Annotated in this window: 12 protein-coding genes and 1 tRNA gene; 5 read left to right on the top strand and 8 right to left on the bottom strand. The window is 72.7% G+C overall.

Annotation, left to right across the window (positions count from 1 at the left end; genetic code table 11):
- The first annotated feature begins 185 nt into the window (after positions 1-185).
- Positions 186-3,098 carry a hypothetical protein gene (locus tag ABZV77_RS29525; protein WP_356263110.1) on the top strand — a complete coding sequence of 971 codons (2,913 nt, stop codon included), beginning with the start codon at positions 186-188 and terminating at the stop codon, positions 3,096-3,098.
- Between the two features lie 99 nt (positions 3,099-3,197).
- On the opposite strand, the gene ABZV77_RS29520 is transcribed toward ABZV77_RS29525, so the two are convergent.
- From ABZV77_RS29520 to ABZV77_RS29495, 6 genes are all read right to left on the bottom strand, one after another.
- The gene (locus ABZV77_RS29520) at positions 3,198-3,659 is read right to left on the bottom strand and encodes a hypothetical protein (RefSeq protein WP_356263108.1); all 462 of its coding nucleotides are present in this window, start codon (positions 3,657-3,659) and stop codon (positions 3,198-3,200) included.
- A gap of 79 nt (positions 3,660-3,738) precedes the next feature.
- Positions 3,739-4,341, bottom strand: coding sequence for an aminoacyl-tRNA hydrolase (gene pth / locus ABZV77_RS29515; RefSeq protein WP_356263105.1), 603 nt, complete (start codon positions 4,339-4,341; stop codon positions 3,739-3,741).
- Positions 4,342-4,440: 99 nt separating this feature from the next.
- Complete coding sequence (locus ABZV77_RS29510; RefSeq protein ID WP_356263102.1) at positions 4,441-5,031, bottom strand: 50S ribosomal protein L25/general stress protein Ctc; 591 nt, start codon at positions 5,029-5,031, stop codon at positions 4,441-4,443.
- A 199-nt stretch (positions 5,032-5,230) separates the two neighbouring features.
- Complete coding sequence (locus ABZV77_RS29505) at positions 5,231-6,205, bottom strand: ribose-phosphate diphosphokinase (protein WP_356263099.1); 975 nt, start codon at positions 6,203-6,205, stop codon at positions 5,231-5,233.
- A 116-nt stretch (positions 6,206-6,321) separates the two neighbouring features.
- Positions 6,322-7,770 (bottom strand): bifunctional UDP-N-acetylglucosamine diphosphorylase/glucosamine-1-phosphate N-acetyltransferase GlmU, encoded by a 1,449-nt coding sequence (glmU, locus tag ABZV77_RS29500; RefSeq protein ID WP_356263096.1) that lies wholly within the window; start codon positions 7,768-7,770, stop codon positions 6,322-6,324.
- Positions 7,771-7,902: 132 nt separating this feature from the next.
- A tRNA-Gln gene (locus ABZV77_RS29495) sits at positions 7,903-7,975 on the bottom strand.
- A 257-nt stretch (positions 7,976-8,232) separates the two neighbouring features.
- Between ABZV77_RS29495 and ABZV77_RS29490 the strand changes: the two genes are divergently transcribed.
- The gene (locus ABZV77_RS29490; RefSeq protein WP_356263093.1) at positions 8,233-9,561 is read left to right on the top strand and encodes a histidine kinase; all 1,329 of its coding nucleotides are present in this window, start codon (positions 8,233-8,235) and stop codon (positions 9,559-9,561) included.
- A 57-nt stretch (positions 9,562-9,618) separates the two neighbouring features.
- Here the strand turns inward: ABZV77_RS29490 and ABZV77_RS29485 are convergent, their stop codons facing one another.
- Positions 9,619-10,149: an SUKH-3 domain-containing protein gene (locus tag ABZV77_RS29485; protein WP_356263090.1), complete on the bottom strand. Its 531-nt coding sequence runs from the start codon at positions 10,147-10,149 to the stop codon at positions 9,619-9,621.
- Positions 10,150-10,211: 62 nt separating this feature from the next.
- Complete coding sequence (locus ABZV77_RS29480; protein WP_356263088.1) at positions 10,212-10,799, bottom strand: YwqJ-related putative deaminase; 588 nt, start codon at positions 10,797-10,799, stop codon at positions 10,212-10,214.
- Between the two features lie 287 nt (positions 10,800-11,086).
- Here ABZV77_RS29480 and ABZV77_RS29475 point away from each other — a divergent pair, with 287 nt between their 5' ends.
- The 3 genes from ABZV77_RS29475 to ABZV77_RS29465 all read left to right on the top strand — a co-directional run bounded on the left by ABZV77_RS29475 (position 11,087) and on the right by ABZV77_RS29465 (position 15,998).
- Complete coding sequence (locus ABZV77_RS29475) at positions 11,087-12,082, top strand: SMI1/KNR4 family protein (RefSeq protein WP_356263085.1); 996 nt, start codon at positions 11,087-11,089, stop codon at positions 12,080-12,082.
- A 7-nt stretch (positions 12,083-12,089) separates the two neighbouring features.
- A complete protein-coding gene (locus ABZV77_RS29470) occupies positions 12,090-14,861 on the top strand; it encodes an SUKH-4 family immunity protein (protein ID WP_356263083.1) in 2,772 nt (923 codons plus the stop codon).
- A gap of 234 nt (positions 14,862-15,095) precedes the next feature.
- On the top strand, positions 15,096-15,998 hold the full coding sequence (locus tag ABZV77_RS29465; RefSeq protein ID WP_356263081.1) for a cellulose-binding protein: 903 nt from the start codon (positions 15,096-15,098) through the stop codon (positions 15,996-15,998).
- Positions 15,999-16,035 lie beyond the last annotated feature (37 nt).

Here is a 16,035-nt window from a genome sequence, read left to right as displayed (position 1 = left end):
CGCTCCGGCGGCGCGGGGCCCTTCGCCGTCCGGTCCCGCCTCGCGTCCCGCCTCCGGTCCCGCCTCGGGTTCAGCCTCTGATCAGGTGAAACGGCGGTCGTACGGAGTGGTCATACGGTATTTCGCGCCACCTCGGGGAGCACAGTGAACGGGTCCTGAAGTTCCCCACGCCGCTCGGGAGCACCGTGACCCCCGTCACCCCCGTTCATGAACGGCACCGCCGTCACCTCGCCCCGGCGCTCGCCGTCCTGTTCGCGCTCCTCGCGGCGCTCACCCTCGTCCCGTACGGCACCGCCCACGCCGACGCCCGCATGGCCGTCCGCCTGGACCCGGCGACCTCGCCCGTCCCCTCCGGCGACCACGTCACGTACAACGCGAACATCCAGTGCTCGATCCCCGGCGACTGCCGGTCGGTGACCGTCACCTTCACACCGCCGCCGGGTGCCTCCGGGCCCGGCCAGGTCTCCCGGCCCTACCCGCCCGGCGTCACGGCCGTCACGCCGAACGCCGACGGCACCGTGACCGTCACCTACGACGAGATCCCCAGCGGCCAGAGCTCCCAGCTCACCGTCAGCTGGCCCACCACGGACTACTGGACGGCCCCGGGCGGACAGACCGCCTCGATGTCCGCCACCGCGGCCAACGGCGACGGCACGCCGAGCACCGACACGGCCTCGGTCGACGTCACCGCCGAACCCAACCCGGCGATCACCAAGGAGGGCCCGAAGGCGGCCCGCCCCGGCGACACCGTCACCTACAAGGTCACGGCCACCAACGACCCGCGCAACGCCAACCGGCCGCGCGGCAACCTCGCCCTGGAGAACACGGTCCTGACCGATGTGCTCCCCAAGGGCGTGGACCTCGTCGACGCCACCCCCGCCGGGTACACGTACGACCCCGCGACCCGCACCATCAGCTGGCCCGTGGACACCGAACCCGGCCGCCCCGGCGACCAGCTGGCGCAGGTCAAGGAGTATCCGTACGGCGTCGTCCACGAGATCCGGGTCAAGGTGCGCGACGACGTCGCCGACGACACCGTGCTCACCGACACCGCCACCATCACGGGCGACCCGTACGGCCCCGGCACCGGCAAGATCTCCAAGTCCGCCACCGCCGACACCACCGTCGGCACCGGCTCGGGCACGGTCACCGGCACCCTCGACAAGTCCGTCGACACCCCGCTCGCGGGCAACGGCCAGCGTCTGTCGTACGTCCTGCGCTTCAGCAACACCGGCACCGTCCCCGCCGACGTCCGCCTCACCGACGCCCTGCCCAAGGGCTTCGACGCCACCACCCTGCGCGTGTCCACCCCCGCGGGCGGCACCTACAGCGGCACCTGGACCGCCGTGGTGACCCGGCGCGACGGCAGCACCGACACGCTCACGCCCAGCGGGCAGCAGGTCGACCTCGGCGACGATCCCGTCTCCGTGCGCATCGACGTGCCCGGCCTCGCCGCGGGAGCCGGACTCGTCGCCCAGTTCGTGGGCCGCGCCGACGCCACCGAGGTGCCCGGCGGCAGCGGCGACGTACGCAACTGCGCGCAGCTCGAACTCACCGGCAGCGGTGGCGGCACCGCGGCGGAGGAGGACTGCGCCACCTTCCGCATCGAGCCCGAGGTCGCCCAGCCCGAACTCAGCAAGTCCACCGACCCGGCGCCCGTCGGGCCCGGCGGGACCCACACCTGGCGCGTGACGATCCGCAACGACCGCTACCGCACGGACTCCTCGCCGCTGCGTCCCCGCTTCGTCGACCTGGTGCCCCGCCAGCTCGCGTACGAGCCCGGGTCCTGGGCCCTCGCGGACGGCCAGCCCGCGTACTGCCCCGCCGCGGACCGCTACACCGAGAAGGTCACCGCGGGACCCGACGGCCGCACCCGCGTCGAGCTCACCGCCGACCGCGGCGCGGAGATCCCGGCGAACGACTCCACGTGCGTGTACGAGTTCCGCACCACGGTGCGGCCCGGCGTGGCCAGCGGCACCTACAGCGGAACGCCGGCCGACGCCGACTACCGCGGCAACCGCGGCGGGCTCTACGACGCGCAGCGCCCCGTCAACACCCGCGAGACCGACACCCACGACATCAACGGGAACGGCGACTCCACCGAGAAGGTCGCCGAGGCCACCGACGACTTCGCCATCGCCCAGTCCGCGTCGCTCTTCGTCACCAAGGAGGTCAAGGGCGACAAGGACAGCGCGTTCCAGGGCTCGGCCGAAGTGCCGGGCAAGGAGGACGAGGTCGGCCGGTCCACGGCGGGCGGCACCGTCGAGTACCGCACCGTGCTCGGCAACATGGGCAACACCGACCTCACCCATGTCGTCGCGTACGACCTGCTGCCCGCGCCCGGCACGACCGGCACGACCAGTGGGCGCTACGGCGACGACGTGACCAGCGAGTGGCGGCCCGTCCTCACGGGTCCCATCGACGCGGGTTCCGCGCCGGTGACGATCACGTACTCGGTGCAGGCCGACCCGTGCAGGCCCGAGATGGACAACACCCCCGACAACAGCGCGCCGTTCCAGTGCGGCGGCAAGCCCGACCCGACCTTCGTGTCCGCCTCGGCCGTGACCGACTGGAGCAAGGTCCGGTCCGTCCGCTTCGACTTCGACGGGCATGTGTTCGGTGCGGGGGAGCGGTACACCTTGCGGTGGCGCATGACGGTGCCCGAGCGGGCCTCGGACGGCACGCCGTTCGGTGGCGGGGAGCGTACCTGGAACAAGATCGCCATTGCGGGTGACCGGCGGGAGCCGGACGGGACGATTCGGGCGCTGCTTGCGACGGAGGCGCCGTGGGTGGTGGCGGAGGTGGGTGTGTCGTCGATTCCCCCGACGGACCCTCCGACGGACCCCCCGACCGACCCGCCCACGGATCCCCCGACGGAGCCGCCCACCGAGCCGCCGACCGAGCCCCCGACGACTCCTCCCACGACTCCGCCCACCGTGCCGCCGACGGTTCCTCCGACCGTGCCGCCCACGGAGCCGCCGACGCTTCCGGAGACCGGGTCCTCGCTCATTCCGCTTGCGGCGGGGCTCGCTACGGCGCTGACCGCCGCGGGTGGGGTGTTCTTCGCCGCTACGCGGCGGAGGGGGCGGCACTCCTAGTCGCCCGGGTGCGGGCGGGCTGTGGCTGGTCGCGCAGTTCCCCGCGCCCCTAAAACATCCCCCGCACCTCATCAGGCACGCCCCACCCGTAACCCGTACTCAGAACGCCAGCGTCGCGAAAGATGCCGTCAGTAGGGCCGTGCCCGAGAGGGCCAGGGTCCAGGCCGTGCGGCGGAGGCGGAGGCCGCCTGCTACCACCACTGAGGAGAGGAGGAGCGCACCCCCGAAGGGGAGCCAGGCGTGGAGGAAGCCCGGGCCGCCCGTGCGGACCGCGTCGTGCGTGCCCGGCTTGAGGGCGACCGGGATGCGTTCGCCCTTCTTCTCCGCGATGGAGCGCTCGATCACGACCCGTCGGCGAGGGCCCGTGCCGTGGGACGAGGAGGCGTACCAGCCGACGCACGCGTCGGAGTCGCAGCGGGTCACCGTCATCACGCCGCGCTCACGGCCCTCCGTCAGCATCACGTGCTGCGCGGTGCCCCAGGACGCCCACACGCCCGCGACGAGCAGCAGCGCGGCGAGCGCGCCCATTGCCGTGCGGCGGCCGAGGAGCAGCAGATTCATGGCCGGGATCCTTGGCCACTTGACTCCGCTCAGTCAACAGTGGGCAGAACGGACCCCGGGCGGGATCCCGGGGCGAACCTCAGGAGTTGTACGTGCTCTGCGCGCGCTCCAGACCCTCCGTGACCAGCGCCTCGACCGCGTCGGCTGCCCGGTCCACGAAATAGTCGAGCTCCTTGCGCTCCGTCGAGGAGAAGTCCTTCAGGACGAAGTCCGCGACCTGCATACGGCCCGGCGGGCGGCCGATCCCGAAGCGCACCCGGTGGTAGTCCGGGCCCATCGCCTTCGTCATCGACTTCAGACCGTTGTGGCCGTTGTCGCCGCCGCCCAGCTTCAGCCGCAGCGTGCCGTGGTCGATGTCCAGCTCGTCGTGGACCGCGACGATGTTCGCCGTCGGGACCTTGTAGAAGTCGCGGAGCGCCGTGACCGGACCGCCCGAGACGTTCATGTACGACATGGGCTTGACCAGGATGACGCGGCGGCTCGCCGGGCCGGGCGCCCCGATGCGGCCCTCGACCACCTGTGCCTGCGCCTTGCCCGCCCGCTTGAACTTGCCGCCCATGCGCTGCGCGAGCAGGTCGGCCACCATGAAGCCCACGTTGTGCCGGTTCATGGCGTAGTCGGGGCCCGGATTGCCGAGGCCCGCGATCAGCCAGGGGGCGCTGGCGTCGGTCGTCACGTGCATGTCTCCTTCATACGCGCATTACTGGCTCATGGGCTCATACGCGGCAGCCGCCGCCCCCAGTGGGAGCGGCGGCTGCCGTGTGTACGTGCGTCGCCGGGCTCAGGCCTCGGCGGCGTCGCCCGCGGCGTCCTCGGCCGGGGCCTCCTCGGCCTGCGCGGCCAGGACCTGGAGGACGACGGCGTCCTCCTCGACGGCCAGCGTGGTGCCCGCGGGGAGCGGGATGTCCTTGGCGAGGACGGAGGAACCGGCGTCCAGGCCCGCGACGGAGACGGTGACCGACTCCGGGATGTGGGTGGCCTCGGCCTCGACCGGGAGGGTGTTCAGGACGTGCTCGAGCAGGTTGTTGCCCGGCGCCAGGTCGCCCTCGGTGTGGACGGGGATCTCGACGGTGACCTTCTCGCCGCGCTTCACGATGAGCAGGTCGACGTGCTCGAGGATGCCGATGCGGAGGGCGTCGCGCTGGACGGCCTTCGGGATGACGAGCTCGCTCTTGCCTTCGATGTCCAGGTTGATCAGGACGTTCGAGGACTTCAGCGCCATGAGGGTGTCGTGGTGCGGAAGGGCGATGTGGATCGGGTCCGAACCGTGGCCGTAGACAACGGCGGGCAGCTTGTCGGCGCGACGCAGACGGCGGGCGGCGCCCTTGCCGAACTCGGTACGGGTCTCGGCGGTGATCTTCACCTCGGACATGTGCACTCCTCGTATATGCAGTGACGGAAAAGAGATCGGTCACCCGGCCACGAACGGCCTGCTACGAAGAGCGCGTCGATAACGGACAGCCACACAAAAGTGCGGCCTCCCTCGCCGAGCAACTTCAGCAGTCTACTCGGCGCGGGAGGCCGCACCAAAAGGATCTTCTAAGACCCCGGACGATCGGACGAGGCAGTGCCTACTGCTCGTCGAAGAGGCTCGTCACCGAGCCGTCCTCGAAGACCTCACGGACCGCGTTCGCGATCGTCGGCGCGATCGAGAGCACCGTGATCTTGTCGAGCTCCAGCTCGTGCGGCGTCGGCAGCGTGTCCGTGAAGACGAACTCGCTCACCTTGGAGTTCTTCAGACGGTCCGCGGCCGGGCCGGACAGCACACCGTGCGTGGCCGTCACGATGACGTCCTCCGCGCCGTGCGCGAACAGGGCGTCGGCGGCGGCGCAGATCGTGCCACCCGTGTCGATCATGTCGTCGACCAGGACGCAGACGCGGCCCTTCACCTCACCGACGACCTCGTGCACGGTGACCTGGTTGGCGACGTCCTTGTCGCGGCGCTTGTGGACGATCGCCAGCGGAGCGCCGAGGCGGTCGCACCAGCGGTCGGCGACGCGCACGCGCCCGGCGTCGGGGGAGACCACGGTCAGCTTCGAGCGGTCGACCTTCGCGCCCACGTAGTCCGCGAGGATCGGCAGCGCGAACAGGTGGTCGACGGGGCCGTCGAAGAAGCCCTGGATCTGGTCGGTGTGCAGGTCGACCGTGAGGATGCGGTCGGCACCCGCGGTCTTCATCAGGTCGGCGATCAGGCGCGCCGAGATCGGTTCACGTCCGCGGTGCTTCTTGTCCTGCCGCGCGTAACCGTAGAACGGCACGATGACGGTGATGGAGCGGGCCGACGCGCGCTTCAGCGCGTCGATCATGATCAGCTGCTCCATGATCCACTTGTTGATCGGAGCGGTGTGGCTCTGGATCAGGAAGCAGTCGGCGCCGCGCGCCGACTCCTGGTAGCGGACGTAGATCTCGCCGTTGGCGAAATCGAAGGCCTTCGTCGGCACGATGCCGACACCCAGCTTGTGTGCGACCTCCTCGGCCAACTCGGGGTGGGCGCGGCCGGAGAAGAGCATCAACTTCTTCTCGCCGGTCGTCTTGATCCCGGTCACAGCACTGTCTCCTCAGAGAGTTCGTCCCGCTGCCGTACTCACGCGTCCCGGTGCGTCGAGTCGGCCGATTGTGTGCACCTATCACGGTACGCCGTGTCAGGCGCACCTGTTTCCGGTCAGCTTGCGCTGTCCGGCTCCCGGGACGCCGCCTCCGCCGCCTTCGCGGCCGCGCTCCCCGGACGCTTGCGGGCCACCCAGCCCTCGATATTCCTTTGCTGGCCCCGCGCGACGGCCAGCGAACCCGCCGGTACGTCCTTCGTGATCACGGACCCGGCGGCGGTGTAGGCACCGTCCCCGACCGTGACAGGAGCCACAAACATGTTGTCCGAACCCGTGCGGCAGTGGGACCCCACCGTCGTGTGGTGCTTGGACTGGCCGTCGTAGTTCACGAAGACGCTCGCGGCACCGATGTTGGAGTGCTCGCCGATCGTCGCGTCGCCCACGTACGACAGGTGCGGCACCTTCGAGCCGTCGCCGATCGTCGCGTTCTTCATCTCCACATAGGTACCCGCCTTGGACTTCACTCCAAGCCGGGTGCCGGGCCGCAGATACGCGAACGGGCCGACGATGGCCTGATCCCCGATCTCCGCGCTGTCCGCGACGCTGTTGTCCACGCGCGCACCGGCGCCCACCGAGGTGTCCTTCAGCCGCGTGTTCGGGCCGACCTCGGCACCCTTGCCGAGGTGCGTGGCGCCGTGCAGCTGGGTGCCCGGGTGGACGATCGCGTCGCGCTCGAACGTCACCGTCGCGTCCACCCACGTCGATGCGGGGTCCACGACCGTCACACCGGCGAGCATCGCGCCGGTCAGCAGCCGGTCGTTCAACGTGCGGCGGGCCTGGGCCAGTTGGACGCGGTTGTTGATGCCCGCGATCTCCTCGTGGTCGTCCGCCACGGCGGCGCCGACGCGGTGCCCGGCCTCGCGCAGGATCCCCAGGACGTCGGTCAGGTACTCCTCGCCCTGGCTGTTGTCCGTGCGGACCTTGCCGAGGGCCTCCGAGAGGAGCCGGCCGTCGAAGGCGAAGACCCCGGAGTTGATCTCACGGATCTCGTGCTGCGACTCGGTCGCGTCCTTGTGCTCGACGATCGCGGTGACGGAGCCGTCGGTGATGTCGCGCACGATGCGGCCGTAGCCGGTCGCGTCCGGCACCTCGGCGGTCAGCACGGTCACGGCGTTGCCGTCGCCGCTGTGCACGGCGGCGAGCTTCTGCAGCGTCGCGCCGGTCAGCAGGGGGGTGTCGCCGCAGACCACCACGACGGTGCCGTCGACCGGGCCGCCGAGCTCCTCGAGCCCGATGCGGACGGCGTGCCCCGTGCCGTTCTGCTCGGCCTGGTAGGCGGTGCGGACCTGCGGGGCGATGGCCCCCAGGTGCTCGCGGACCTGGTCGCTCTGGAAACCGACGACGGTGACGAGCTGCTCGGGCGAGAGCGCGGAGGCGGCGTGGAGCACGTGCCCGATGAGGGAACGTCCACAGATGTCGTGCAGGACCTTGGGCCGGTCCGACTTCATACGGGTGCCCTCACCCGCTGCGAGGACGACGACGGCTGCCGGGCAGGTTGCGCTCACGGGGATGCCCTTCGGCTTCGGATGGGTTGGGGTTCCTCTGTGGGAGGACATCCGCAGGATACCGGGGCGTAGTGGCGTGGAAATGAGGGCGGGTCCCGACCTCGGCGGTCAGGACCCGGAGAAAAAGCGCAGCTCCCCCATCAGGATTCGAACCTGAACAGACGGTACCAAAAACCGCAGTGCTGCCTGATTACACCATGGGGGATCAATCTCGAACGAACCGGACATTCCGCCAGGTTGCCGAGTCGGCACGCAACACTATGCCGTACCGAGCCCCTCCGACGCGACGGTGGAGATCGGCATCCGGTCGCGGAATGCGGACGTCCGCTCCTAAACCATGAGGGGTTCAGCAGTTCGAGGGATAACGGCAGGTTTCGCTTCCGGTCGAACGGGGCGTGTGCTGGATCACCGAGCCGGAAACTCACCGGAAAACCGGGGCGGAACGCCCGTACGCTGGAAGACATGACCACGACGGGGGACGACCGCACCACGGCCATGACCGGGCCGTGGTGGTGGGAACGGTGGCGCGGTGCCGCGCTGGACGTGGGGCTCGCCCTGCTCTCCGCGGCGGAGTGCGGGGCGGAGGGGGTGGCCTTCGCGCGGGACGCGGGGCTGCCCGTGCCGGTGGGGGTCGGCTTCGGTGTGCTCGCGGGTGCCTCGCTGCTGATCCGGCGGCGCTGGCCGATCGCCGTCGTCCTGATATCGATCGCGATCACGCCCGCCCAGATGGGCGTCCTGCTGACCGTCGTGGGCCTGTACACCCTGGCCGCGTCGGAGCTGCCGCGCCGCATCATCGGCGCCCTGGCCGGAATGTCGATGGCGGGCACCCTGGTCGTCGCGCTGGTGCGCGCCAACCAGGACATGGCGGAGGGCAGCCCGTCGATCGGCAGTGAGTTCATCCCCTTCTTCGCGGTGACCGCCGCGGTCGGGGTGACCGCGCCCCCGGTGCTCCTCGGGTTGTACGTGGGAGCGCGCCGTCGCCTCGTGGAAGGCATGCGCGAGCGCGCGGACAGCCTGGAGCGCGAGCTGCAGCTCCTCGCGGAGCGCGCCGAGGAGCGCGCGGAGTGGGCGCGGAACGAGGAGCGGACGCGGATCGCCCGCGAGATGCACGACGTGGTGGCGCACCGGGTGAGCCTGATGGTGGTGCACGCGGCGGCGCTGCAGGCGGTGGCGCGGAAGGACCCGGAGAAAGCGGTCAGGAACGCCGCGCTGGTCGGCGACATGGGGCGCCAGGCGCTGACCGAGCTGCGCGAGATGCTCGGGGTGCTGCGGACCGTCGACGGCACGAAGGCGAAGACCGAGACGTCCGCCGAGCCGCTGCCGCTGGCCGCGGTGGGCTTCGCGGCCGCCGCGGCGGCGTCGCGCGCGGTGGACGAGGACGGCCCGAGCCTCGCGGAGCTCGACGAGCTGGTGGGGCAGTCGCGGGCGGCGGGGATGGCGGTGGACCTGTCGGTGGAGGGCGACCCGCGCGACTATGCCGCCGAGGTGGAACAGACGGCGTACCGGGTGGTGCAGGAGGCGTTGACCAACGTCCACAAGCACGCGGCGGGCGCCAAGACGTATGTGCGGCTCGCGCACCGCCATGCGGAGATCGCGATGCAGGTGGAGAACGAACCCCCGCCGGAGGCCGACGCCTCGGCCGACGCCCGCCTCCCGAGCGGCGGCAACGGCCTGGTGGGCATGAAGGAGCGCGTCACGGGCCTGGGCGGAGTGTTCGTGTCGGGCCCGACGGACGGCGGCGGCTTCCGGGTGTCGGCGGTGCTGCCCGCGGGGGCCGTGGCGGCGGGGTAGTCGGTCCGGTGTCCCCGAGCCGTCTCCCTGAGCTATAGCCCCGAGCTGTCTCCTGAGCTATATCCCCGAGCTCGCCGACAGGCGGGTGGGCTGGGCGCCGGTGACGAGGGTGGCCAGGGCCTGGTCGATGTGGGCGCCGAGGAACCAGTCGCCGCTGTGGTCGAGGCTGTAGACGCGGCCCTCGGTGTCGATGGCGAGTAGCGCCTGGGTGTCCGGCTCCTCGCCGATGGGGCAGACCTCGGTGTCCAGGGCGCGGCCCAGGTCGCCGAGCGTACGGGCGAGGTGGAGGCCGTACATCGGGTCGAGGTGCACGGTCGCGGGCGCTATCTGGCGGCCGGGGCCCTGCGGGGTGATGTGCAGGCCGCCGAATTCGGCCCAGGCCTCGACGGCCGCGGGAAAGACGGTGTGCCGGTGTCCGGCCGGTGAGGTGTGGCGGCGCAGTGCGTCGGCCCAGATCTCGGCCTGCTTTATGTCCCAGTGGCCGGGACGCCAGCCCGCTGCGCGGAGGGCGGCGTCGACGGGGACGGGGAAGCGGGTGCTGCCGCCGGTGCCGGGTGCGGCGGCCGTGGCGGGGTGGTCCGGGTGCATCGGGTGGTGGCCCTCGTTCGGTGGTGGGGGCGGGCGGCAGGCGGGGGTCCAAGGACAGGCGCTCAGGCCTCGGTGGCCGTGGGGTCGACGACACGGACGCCGAAGTGGGCCGTGAGGGCCGTACAGGAGCGGCAGGGCTGCGCGAAGTGGCCGTGCAGGGGGTCGCCGTCCTCACGGATGCGGCGGGTGGTGAGTTTGGCGTGTTTGAGTGCCTTGCGGGCCTCGCCGTTGGTCATGGGTTTGCGCGAGGCACGCTTGGAGCGGCTCGCGTCGGCCGCCGTGAGGTGGCGGGAGACGAGGATGGCCTCGGCGCAGCGGCCGGTGAAGCGCTCGCGCTGCCCGCTGGTGAGGGCGTCCAGGAAGTCCTGCACGAGCGGGTGGAGCGTGGGGGGCTCCTCGCCGCGGCCCGCGGTGCACGTGAGGGTGGTCTGGCCGCGCACGGAGAGGGCGGCGGCGACGGTGGGCAGGATGCCGTCGCGGCGTTGACGCAGGACGGGTGCGTGGGCGGCGGTGGCGCTCCAGCCGACGCGTGGGTCCCCGGCGGCCTGTGCGGCGGTCGGGACCGTGCCCTGGGCCGCGCCGTCGTCGGTCGTGGCGCCTGCCGTCGTGGACAGCGTGTGGCCGGACATGCCGCTCTGTGCCGTCTGCATCGTTCTCTTCCCTCCCCCTGCTCGCGGTCGTCACCGCGCGTACAACGCCCCCGCGTCGCGGGGACAGCCTGCCAAATGGGGCGGGTGGTGCGGAAGCTGGGGCACTGCGACACGCCTGGCTTTCCGCCGGGTTTCGCCACACGGTGACCATCCGGTGGCTGGTGGTCATGGAACCGGAGGCCCGGTGACCGGTGTCGTCCTTGCGCATAGGCTGTGTCGACATCGCAGGACCAGAAACCGCAGAAACTGAATCAGAACCTTCCACAGTGCCGCAGGGGGCAACCGCCATGACGACAGGTCGGCTGGGGCAGCAGTCCGCGCCGCCGAACGCGGCCTACGCCGGGCAGGTAGTGCACTTCCCGGATCCGGTCCGTGCCGCCCGCCATCCCAGAGGTGTGCGGGTGGACGAGCACGGTTACCCGGATTTCTCGGCGTACGCCCGCGCGGCCGCAGAGATCGCCGAGCCCCCGGAGGGCTTCGGTGTCGACGAACTGCGCCTGACGGACTACGTGTCGGCGAACGCGGCGCTCGCGGCGGCGGGCCACGACCTGTGGGACACGATTCCCGCGGTGGCGACCCCGCACGGCTGGACCTGGCACCACGTGCCGAACAGCCGCCGTCTCGAACTGGTCCCCGTCGAGGTGAAGGCGCTGCTGCGGCACCACGGCGGCATCGCGACGACGACGGTGGACCAGAACAAGAGGGGGACGCGTCCGCTGCAGGAGACGCGTCCGGCCCACTTCGACCTGCCGAAGGCCTCGGTCGCGGTGACGGAGCAGCAGGTGCAGGGCGTCGAGGAGGACCTCGGCTACCGGCTGCCGGGCGCCTACCGCTCGTTCCTGAAGGCCGCGGGCGGCTGTGCGCCGGTCGGCGCCGCGCTCGACGCCGAGCTGGGGCTCCTTGTCGACCAGCCGTTCTTCACGGTGCGGGACGAGGCAGCGGTCAACGACCTGGTGTACGTGAACAAGTGCCTGCGCGACCATCTCACCAAGGACTATCTGTGCGTCGGTTTCGTGCAGGGCGGTCTGCTCGCGGTGAAGGTCAAGGGCGACCGCATCGGCTCGGTGTGGTTCTGTGCGTACGACGACGCGCGTGACGTCTCGGAAGCGGCCGGGTGGCCCCCGGCCGAGCGGGTGCGGCAGCTGCTGCTGCCGTGCGGCGACGACTTCGACGCGTTCCTGTCCCGGCTCGCGGGCAATCCGCCGGAGCTGGAGACCGTGGCGAACCTGATGGTGGACGGCGGCTTCGCGCAGGCCGTCCCCGTGTCCTCGGGTGGGGAGTGACGTAACGATGGTGACCTTCGCGCAGGCGCAGGAGCGCGCCGAGGAATGGATCAACGGCGATGTGCCCGGCTACCAGCACCGTGAGGTGCGGGTCCGGGAGTTCGAACTCGGATTCGTGGTGTGGGCCGAGGACCGGGAGAACGGTCCGGTGTCCGACGGCGGCGGGCAGCGGCTCGTGATCGCCCGGGACAGCGGCGAGGCCACGCTCTGGCCGAGCCTCGCGGTGGGCGAGGTGATCCGGCGGTACGAGGAGGAGTACGGGCTGCCGGACGCGGTGCCGGAGGATGCGCCGCCGACTCCGCCGGAGCGGGTCGACCTCAATCAGACGTCGTTCCTGCTGACTCCTCCGGAGTGGCTCCAGGAGGCGGCGGACAAGCTCGGCATCCCGGACCGGCGTGCGAACGCGGGGAGTTCGGAGCCGGCGGCTCCGGCGGCGCCCGCCGCACCCGTGGCTCCCGCCGCGGCTGCCGCTCCTGAAGCCCCCGCCGCGCCTGCCGCTCCCGGTGGCGGTACGCCGTGGCCCGCGGCCGGTGGTTCCGTCGGGGACGCCGTCCCCGAGCCCGACGACAGCCTGCCCGCGACGTCCGCGGGCGTGCCCGCAGGGGCGACCCCGTGGGCCGGTACGGACACCAACGCCGACGCGGGCGAGGACCATTCGGTGCCGCTGCCCGCGACGGTGTTCGCGCCCCAGCTGACCGGTCTGGACGACGACGAGACCCCGCCCCCGGCCACCGCGCCCGAGGCCAAGACGGCCCTGATGCACGGGGGCAGCCAGCTGCCCGCGACGTCGATCGCGCCCGCGCTGGACAACCGGGCGCCCGGCGGTCCCGCGCCTTCCGCCGGTCCCGCGCCCGCTCCGGCCGCCCCCGCCGGGCCGCCGCCGAACGCGCCGCAGCCGCCCGCCGGTTCGCCGACGCCGACGCCTCCGCCGCCGAGCGTCCCCGACGCCTCCGCGTACGGATATCCGCGGCCGCCCGCCGCTCCGGGGACCGGGGACATCGCGGACGCCGCCACCAGCAAGGCGGGTGCGCCGCCGCCCTCCGGGCCCGGCGCTCCCGGCACGCCCGCCGGTGGTTACGTTCCGACGCAGCTCGTCTCCTCACTGGGCCCGGAAGGACCGCAGCCGCCCGGAGCCCCTGCCGCCCCGGCGCCTCCGGCAGCGCCGACGCCGCCCGGTGCGCCCGGTGCTCCGGGGACGCCTCCAGGTACGCCTCCGGGTACGCCTCCGGGTGGTGTGCACCACGCGGCGACGATGTTTGCCGACCCGAGCCTGGGCGGTGGACTGAAGCCGCCCGGCGCTCCCGGCGCGCCCCAGCCTCCTGGCCCGCCTGGTGCTCCTGGTGCTCCTGGTGCTCCTGGTGCTCCTGGTGCCCCGCAGCCTCCCGGTCCGCCTGGTGCTCCCGGCGCCCCCCAGCCCCCCGGCCCGCCCGGCGCCCCCGGCACACCTCCCGGCGGTGTGCACCACGCGGCGACGATGCTGGCCGACCCGAGCCTGGGCGGTGGACTGAAGCCGCCCGGCGCTCCCGGCGCGCCCCAGCCTCCCGGCCCGCCCGGTGCTCCTGGCGCGCCTGGTGCCCCCCAGCCCCCCGCCCCGCCCGGCGCCCCCGGCACCCCCCAGCCCCCCGGCGGCGGCGTCCACCACGCCGCGACGATGCTGGCCGGACCCGCGGTCGGCGGCCCCGGCGGCCCCGGCATGCCTCCGCCGCCCGCACCGGGCCAGCAGGTCCCCGGCGCCCCCGGCGCCCCCGGAATGCCCGGCACCCCCGGCGGGCAGCCCTACGGCTACCCCCAGCAGCCCACCGGTCAGCCGACCGTCGGCCCCGGCTACCAGGCCGTGCTGCGCTACCGCGCGGCCGACGGTTCCGAGCAGCAGCTCATCCGCCGCTCGGCGCCCGGCACTCCGCACCCGGAGTGGCAGATCCTGCACGAGCTGCGCGGCATGAACGTGCCGCCGCAGCAGGTGCTCGAACTCCACACCGAGCTGGAGTCCTGCGAGCTGCCCGGCGCGTACTGCGCGCGCATGATCAGGGAGACCTGGCCGCAGGCGCGGATCACGTCGATCGCCCCGTACGGCAGGGACCACGCGTCCCGTCGGCAGGGCATGCAGCAGCTCCTCGCGCACCAGGGCGAGCTGCACCAGGTCGCGGACGGCCCCGCAAGGCCCGCGCCGGTGCGTGCCCCGCTGCAGCAGATGCCGCCCGCGCCCGCGATTCCGCCGGAAGGCGTCGCGCAGGAGCTGGCCGGGGCCTTCGGGCCCGGCGTCTTCCGGTTCGACCAGCGGGCCGTGTCGCGCCAGGGCGTGCCGGACATCGTGGCGCACACCCTCGTCGTGGCGGGTCTGCCCGTCGACTTCGGGCCGTTCTTCTGGGCGCAGGCGCAGCCGGGACGTCCGGTGCCGACGCTGGCGGAGCTGGCGCAGGAGCGCGGGGTGCAGCCGGCGTCCGACGCGGGGTCGTACCTGGTCATGGGCAGTGACTTCGGTCGTGCGCTGTGCGTGCAGTACGGCACGGCGAACATAGTGGCGGTGCCGGTGGAGGCCGGTCCCGGCGGTGCGCCCGTGCCGCCGCAGTTCGTGAACACCGGGCTGCCCGAGTTCGCGCGCTGCATGGCGCTGCTCGGCCGGATGTGGCGGCTGCGCTTCGGGCTCAACCAGGAGCAGGCGGGCCGCTGGACCGTCGACTTCCAGAACCAGCTGGCCGCGCTGGACCCGGCGGCGCTCGCGTCGCCGGAGAGCTGGTGGTCGGTGCTGCTCGAGCAGATGTGGGACGGGCTGCTGTAGCCCGCTGCGGTACGTGAGGAGGAGGCGCCCGACCCGGGTACGGGGCGGGCGCCTCCCCCATTTGGGGCGTGCACGGCAGGAATGACGCCCCGATTCCGACTTCTGGCACCAATTGACGCATCCTTGACCGGTGGGGTGGGCGGAGTGTCGCGTTATGAGCGCTTCCGCTTGATCCATCAAGATGTGCGCCAATCGCGCTGTACGCGTGCGGTACGTCGGAGAGGGGATCCAAGGATGAGCAGCAGCGGTGCATCGTCGTCGCCGTACGGCTTCGTCACCGTGCGGGGGCGCGGCTACCGCCCCGAGCAGGTCGAGGCGTACGCCGCCGGTCTTTCCGGGGCGCGGGACGGGGCGTGGGAGCGCGCGGCCCGGCTGACCGTCCTCGCCAAGGACATGGAGGCGGAGGCGGAGCATCTGCGGGACGCGGTGTCGCGGCTCGCCCCCCAGACGTACGAGACGCTCGGCGAGCGGGCCCGGCAGATCCTGACCCTCGCCGAGACGGAGGCCGCCGCCCTGCGGGAGACCGCGGCGGCCGAGGCGCAGGCCCTGACGGGCGAGGCCGAGGCCGGGGCGCGGGAGGTGCGGGAGGCCGCGCGCGACCATGCCGAGCGGGTCGGGGCCGCGGCGGATGAGCGGGCCGGGCAGCGCCTCCACGCGGACCGGGCGACGGCCGACGAGACCAGGATCTCGGCCCGGCAGGACGTGAAGGCGTGGCGCGGCGAGGCGCTGGCGGCGTTGCGCGAGATGCGGCAGCGGTGCGAGGGGCTGCTCGCCGAGCAGGAGAAGGAGCAGGGCGAGCGGTGGGAGGCCGCCGGGCGGGAGGCGGCCGAGCGCGAGGCGGCGTCGGACGCGCGGGACGCGGAGCGGGTGGCCGCGGCGGAGGCGAGGCTCTCCGAGGCGACGCGGGCGTTCGCGGAGGCGGAGGAGTCCGCCAGGCACCGGCAGGAGGACGCGGAGGCGCGGGGCGCGGAGATCGTCGCGGAGGCGGTCCTCAGCGAGGAACGGGTGACCCGCGAGACGGAACGGATCCTGCGCGAGCACGGCGAGCAGTGGGATGAGGTACGGGCGCACATGGACCACGTACGCAGCAGCCTGGCGGCGCTGACGGGGCGGGCTCCGGCGGAGGAGACGCCGTAGGGGACGCCGTAGGCGATCTCCCCCGCTCGCCCGGTGG

This window comes from Streptomyces sp. NPDC004732 (assembly GCF_040609235.1).
In the GTDB taxonomy this organism is placed as follows: Bacteria; Actinomycetota; Actinomycetes; order Streptomycetales; family Streptomycetaceae; genus Streptomyces.
The sequence above is the reverse complement of the archived record's forward strand: the minus strand, read 5'-3'. Positions and strand labels throughout refer to the sequence as shown.

Coding starts and splice junctions, on each gene's coding strand:
- ABZV77_RS29470 (WP_356263083.1), top strand. CDS start 12,090: ATGGTGACCTTCGCGCAGGCGCAGGAGCGCGCCGAGGAATGGATCAAC.
- ABZV77_RS29480 (WP_356263088.1), bottom strand. CDS start 10,799: ATGCAGACGGCACAGAGCGGCATGTCCGGCCACACGCTGTCCACGACG.
- ABZV77_RS29475 (WP_356263085.1), top strand. CDS start 11,087: ATGACGACAGGTCGGCTGGGGCAGCAGTCCGCGCCGCCGAACGCGGCC.
- ABZV77_RS29520 (WP_356263108.1), bottom strand. CDS start 3,659: ATGAATCTGCTGCTCCTCGGCCGCCGCACGGCAATGGGCGCGCTCGCC.
- ABZV77_RS29465 (WP_356263081.1), top strand. CDS start 15,096: ATGAGCAGCAGCGGTGCATCGTCGTCGCCGTACGGCTTCGTCACCGTG.
- ABZV77_RS29490 (WP_356263093.1), top strand. CDS start 8,233: ATGACCACGACGGGGGACGACCGCACCACGGCCATGACCGGGCCGTGG.
- ABZV77_RS29485 (WP_356263090.1), bottom strand. CDS start 10,149: ATGCACCCGGACCACCCCGCCACGGCCGCCGCACCCGGCACCGGCGGC.
- ABZV77_RS29510 (WP_356263102.1), bottom strand. CDS start 5,031: ATGTCCGAGGTGAAGATCACCGCCGAGACCCGTACCGAGTTCGGCAAG.
- pth (WP_356263105.1), bottom strand. CDS start 4,341: ATGCACGTGACGACCGACGCCAGCGCCCCCTGGCTGATCGCGGGCCTC.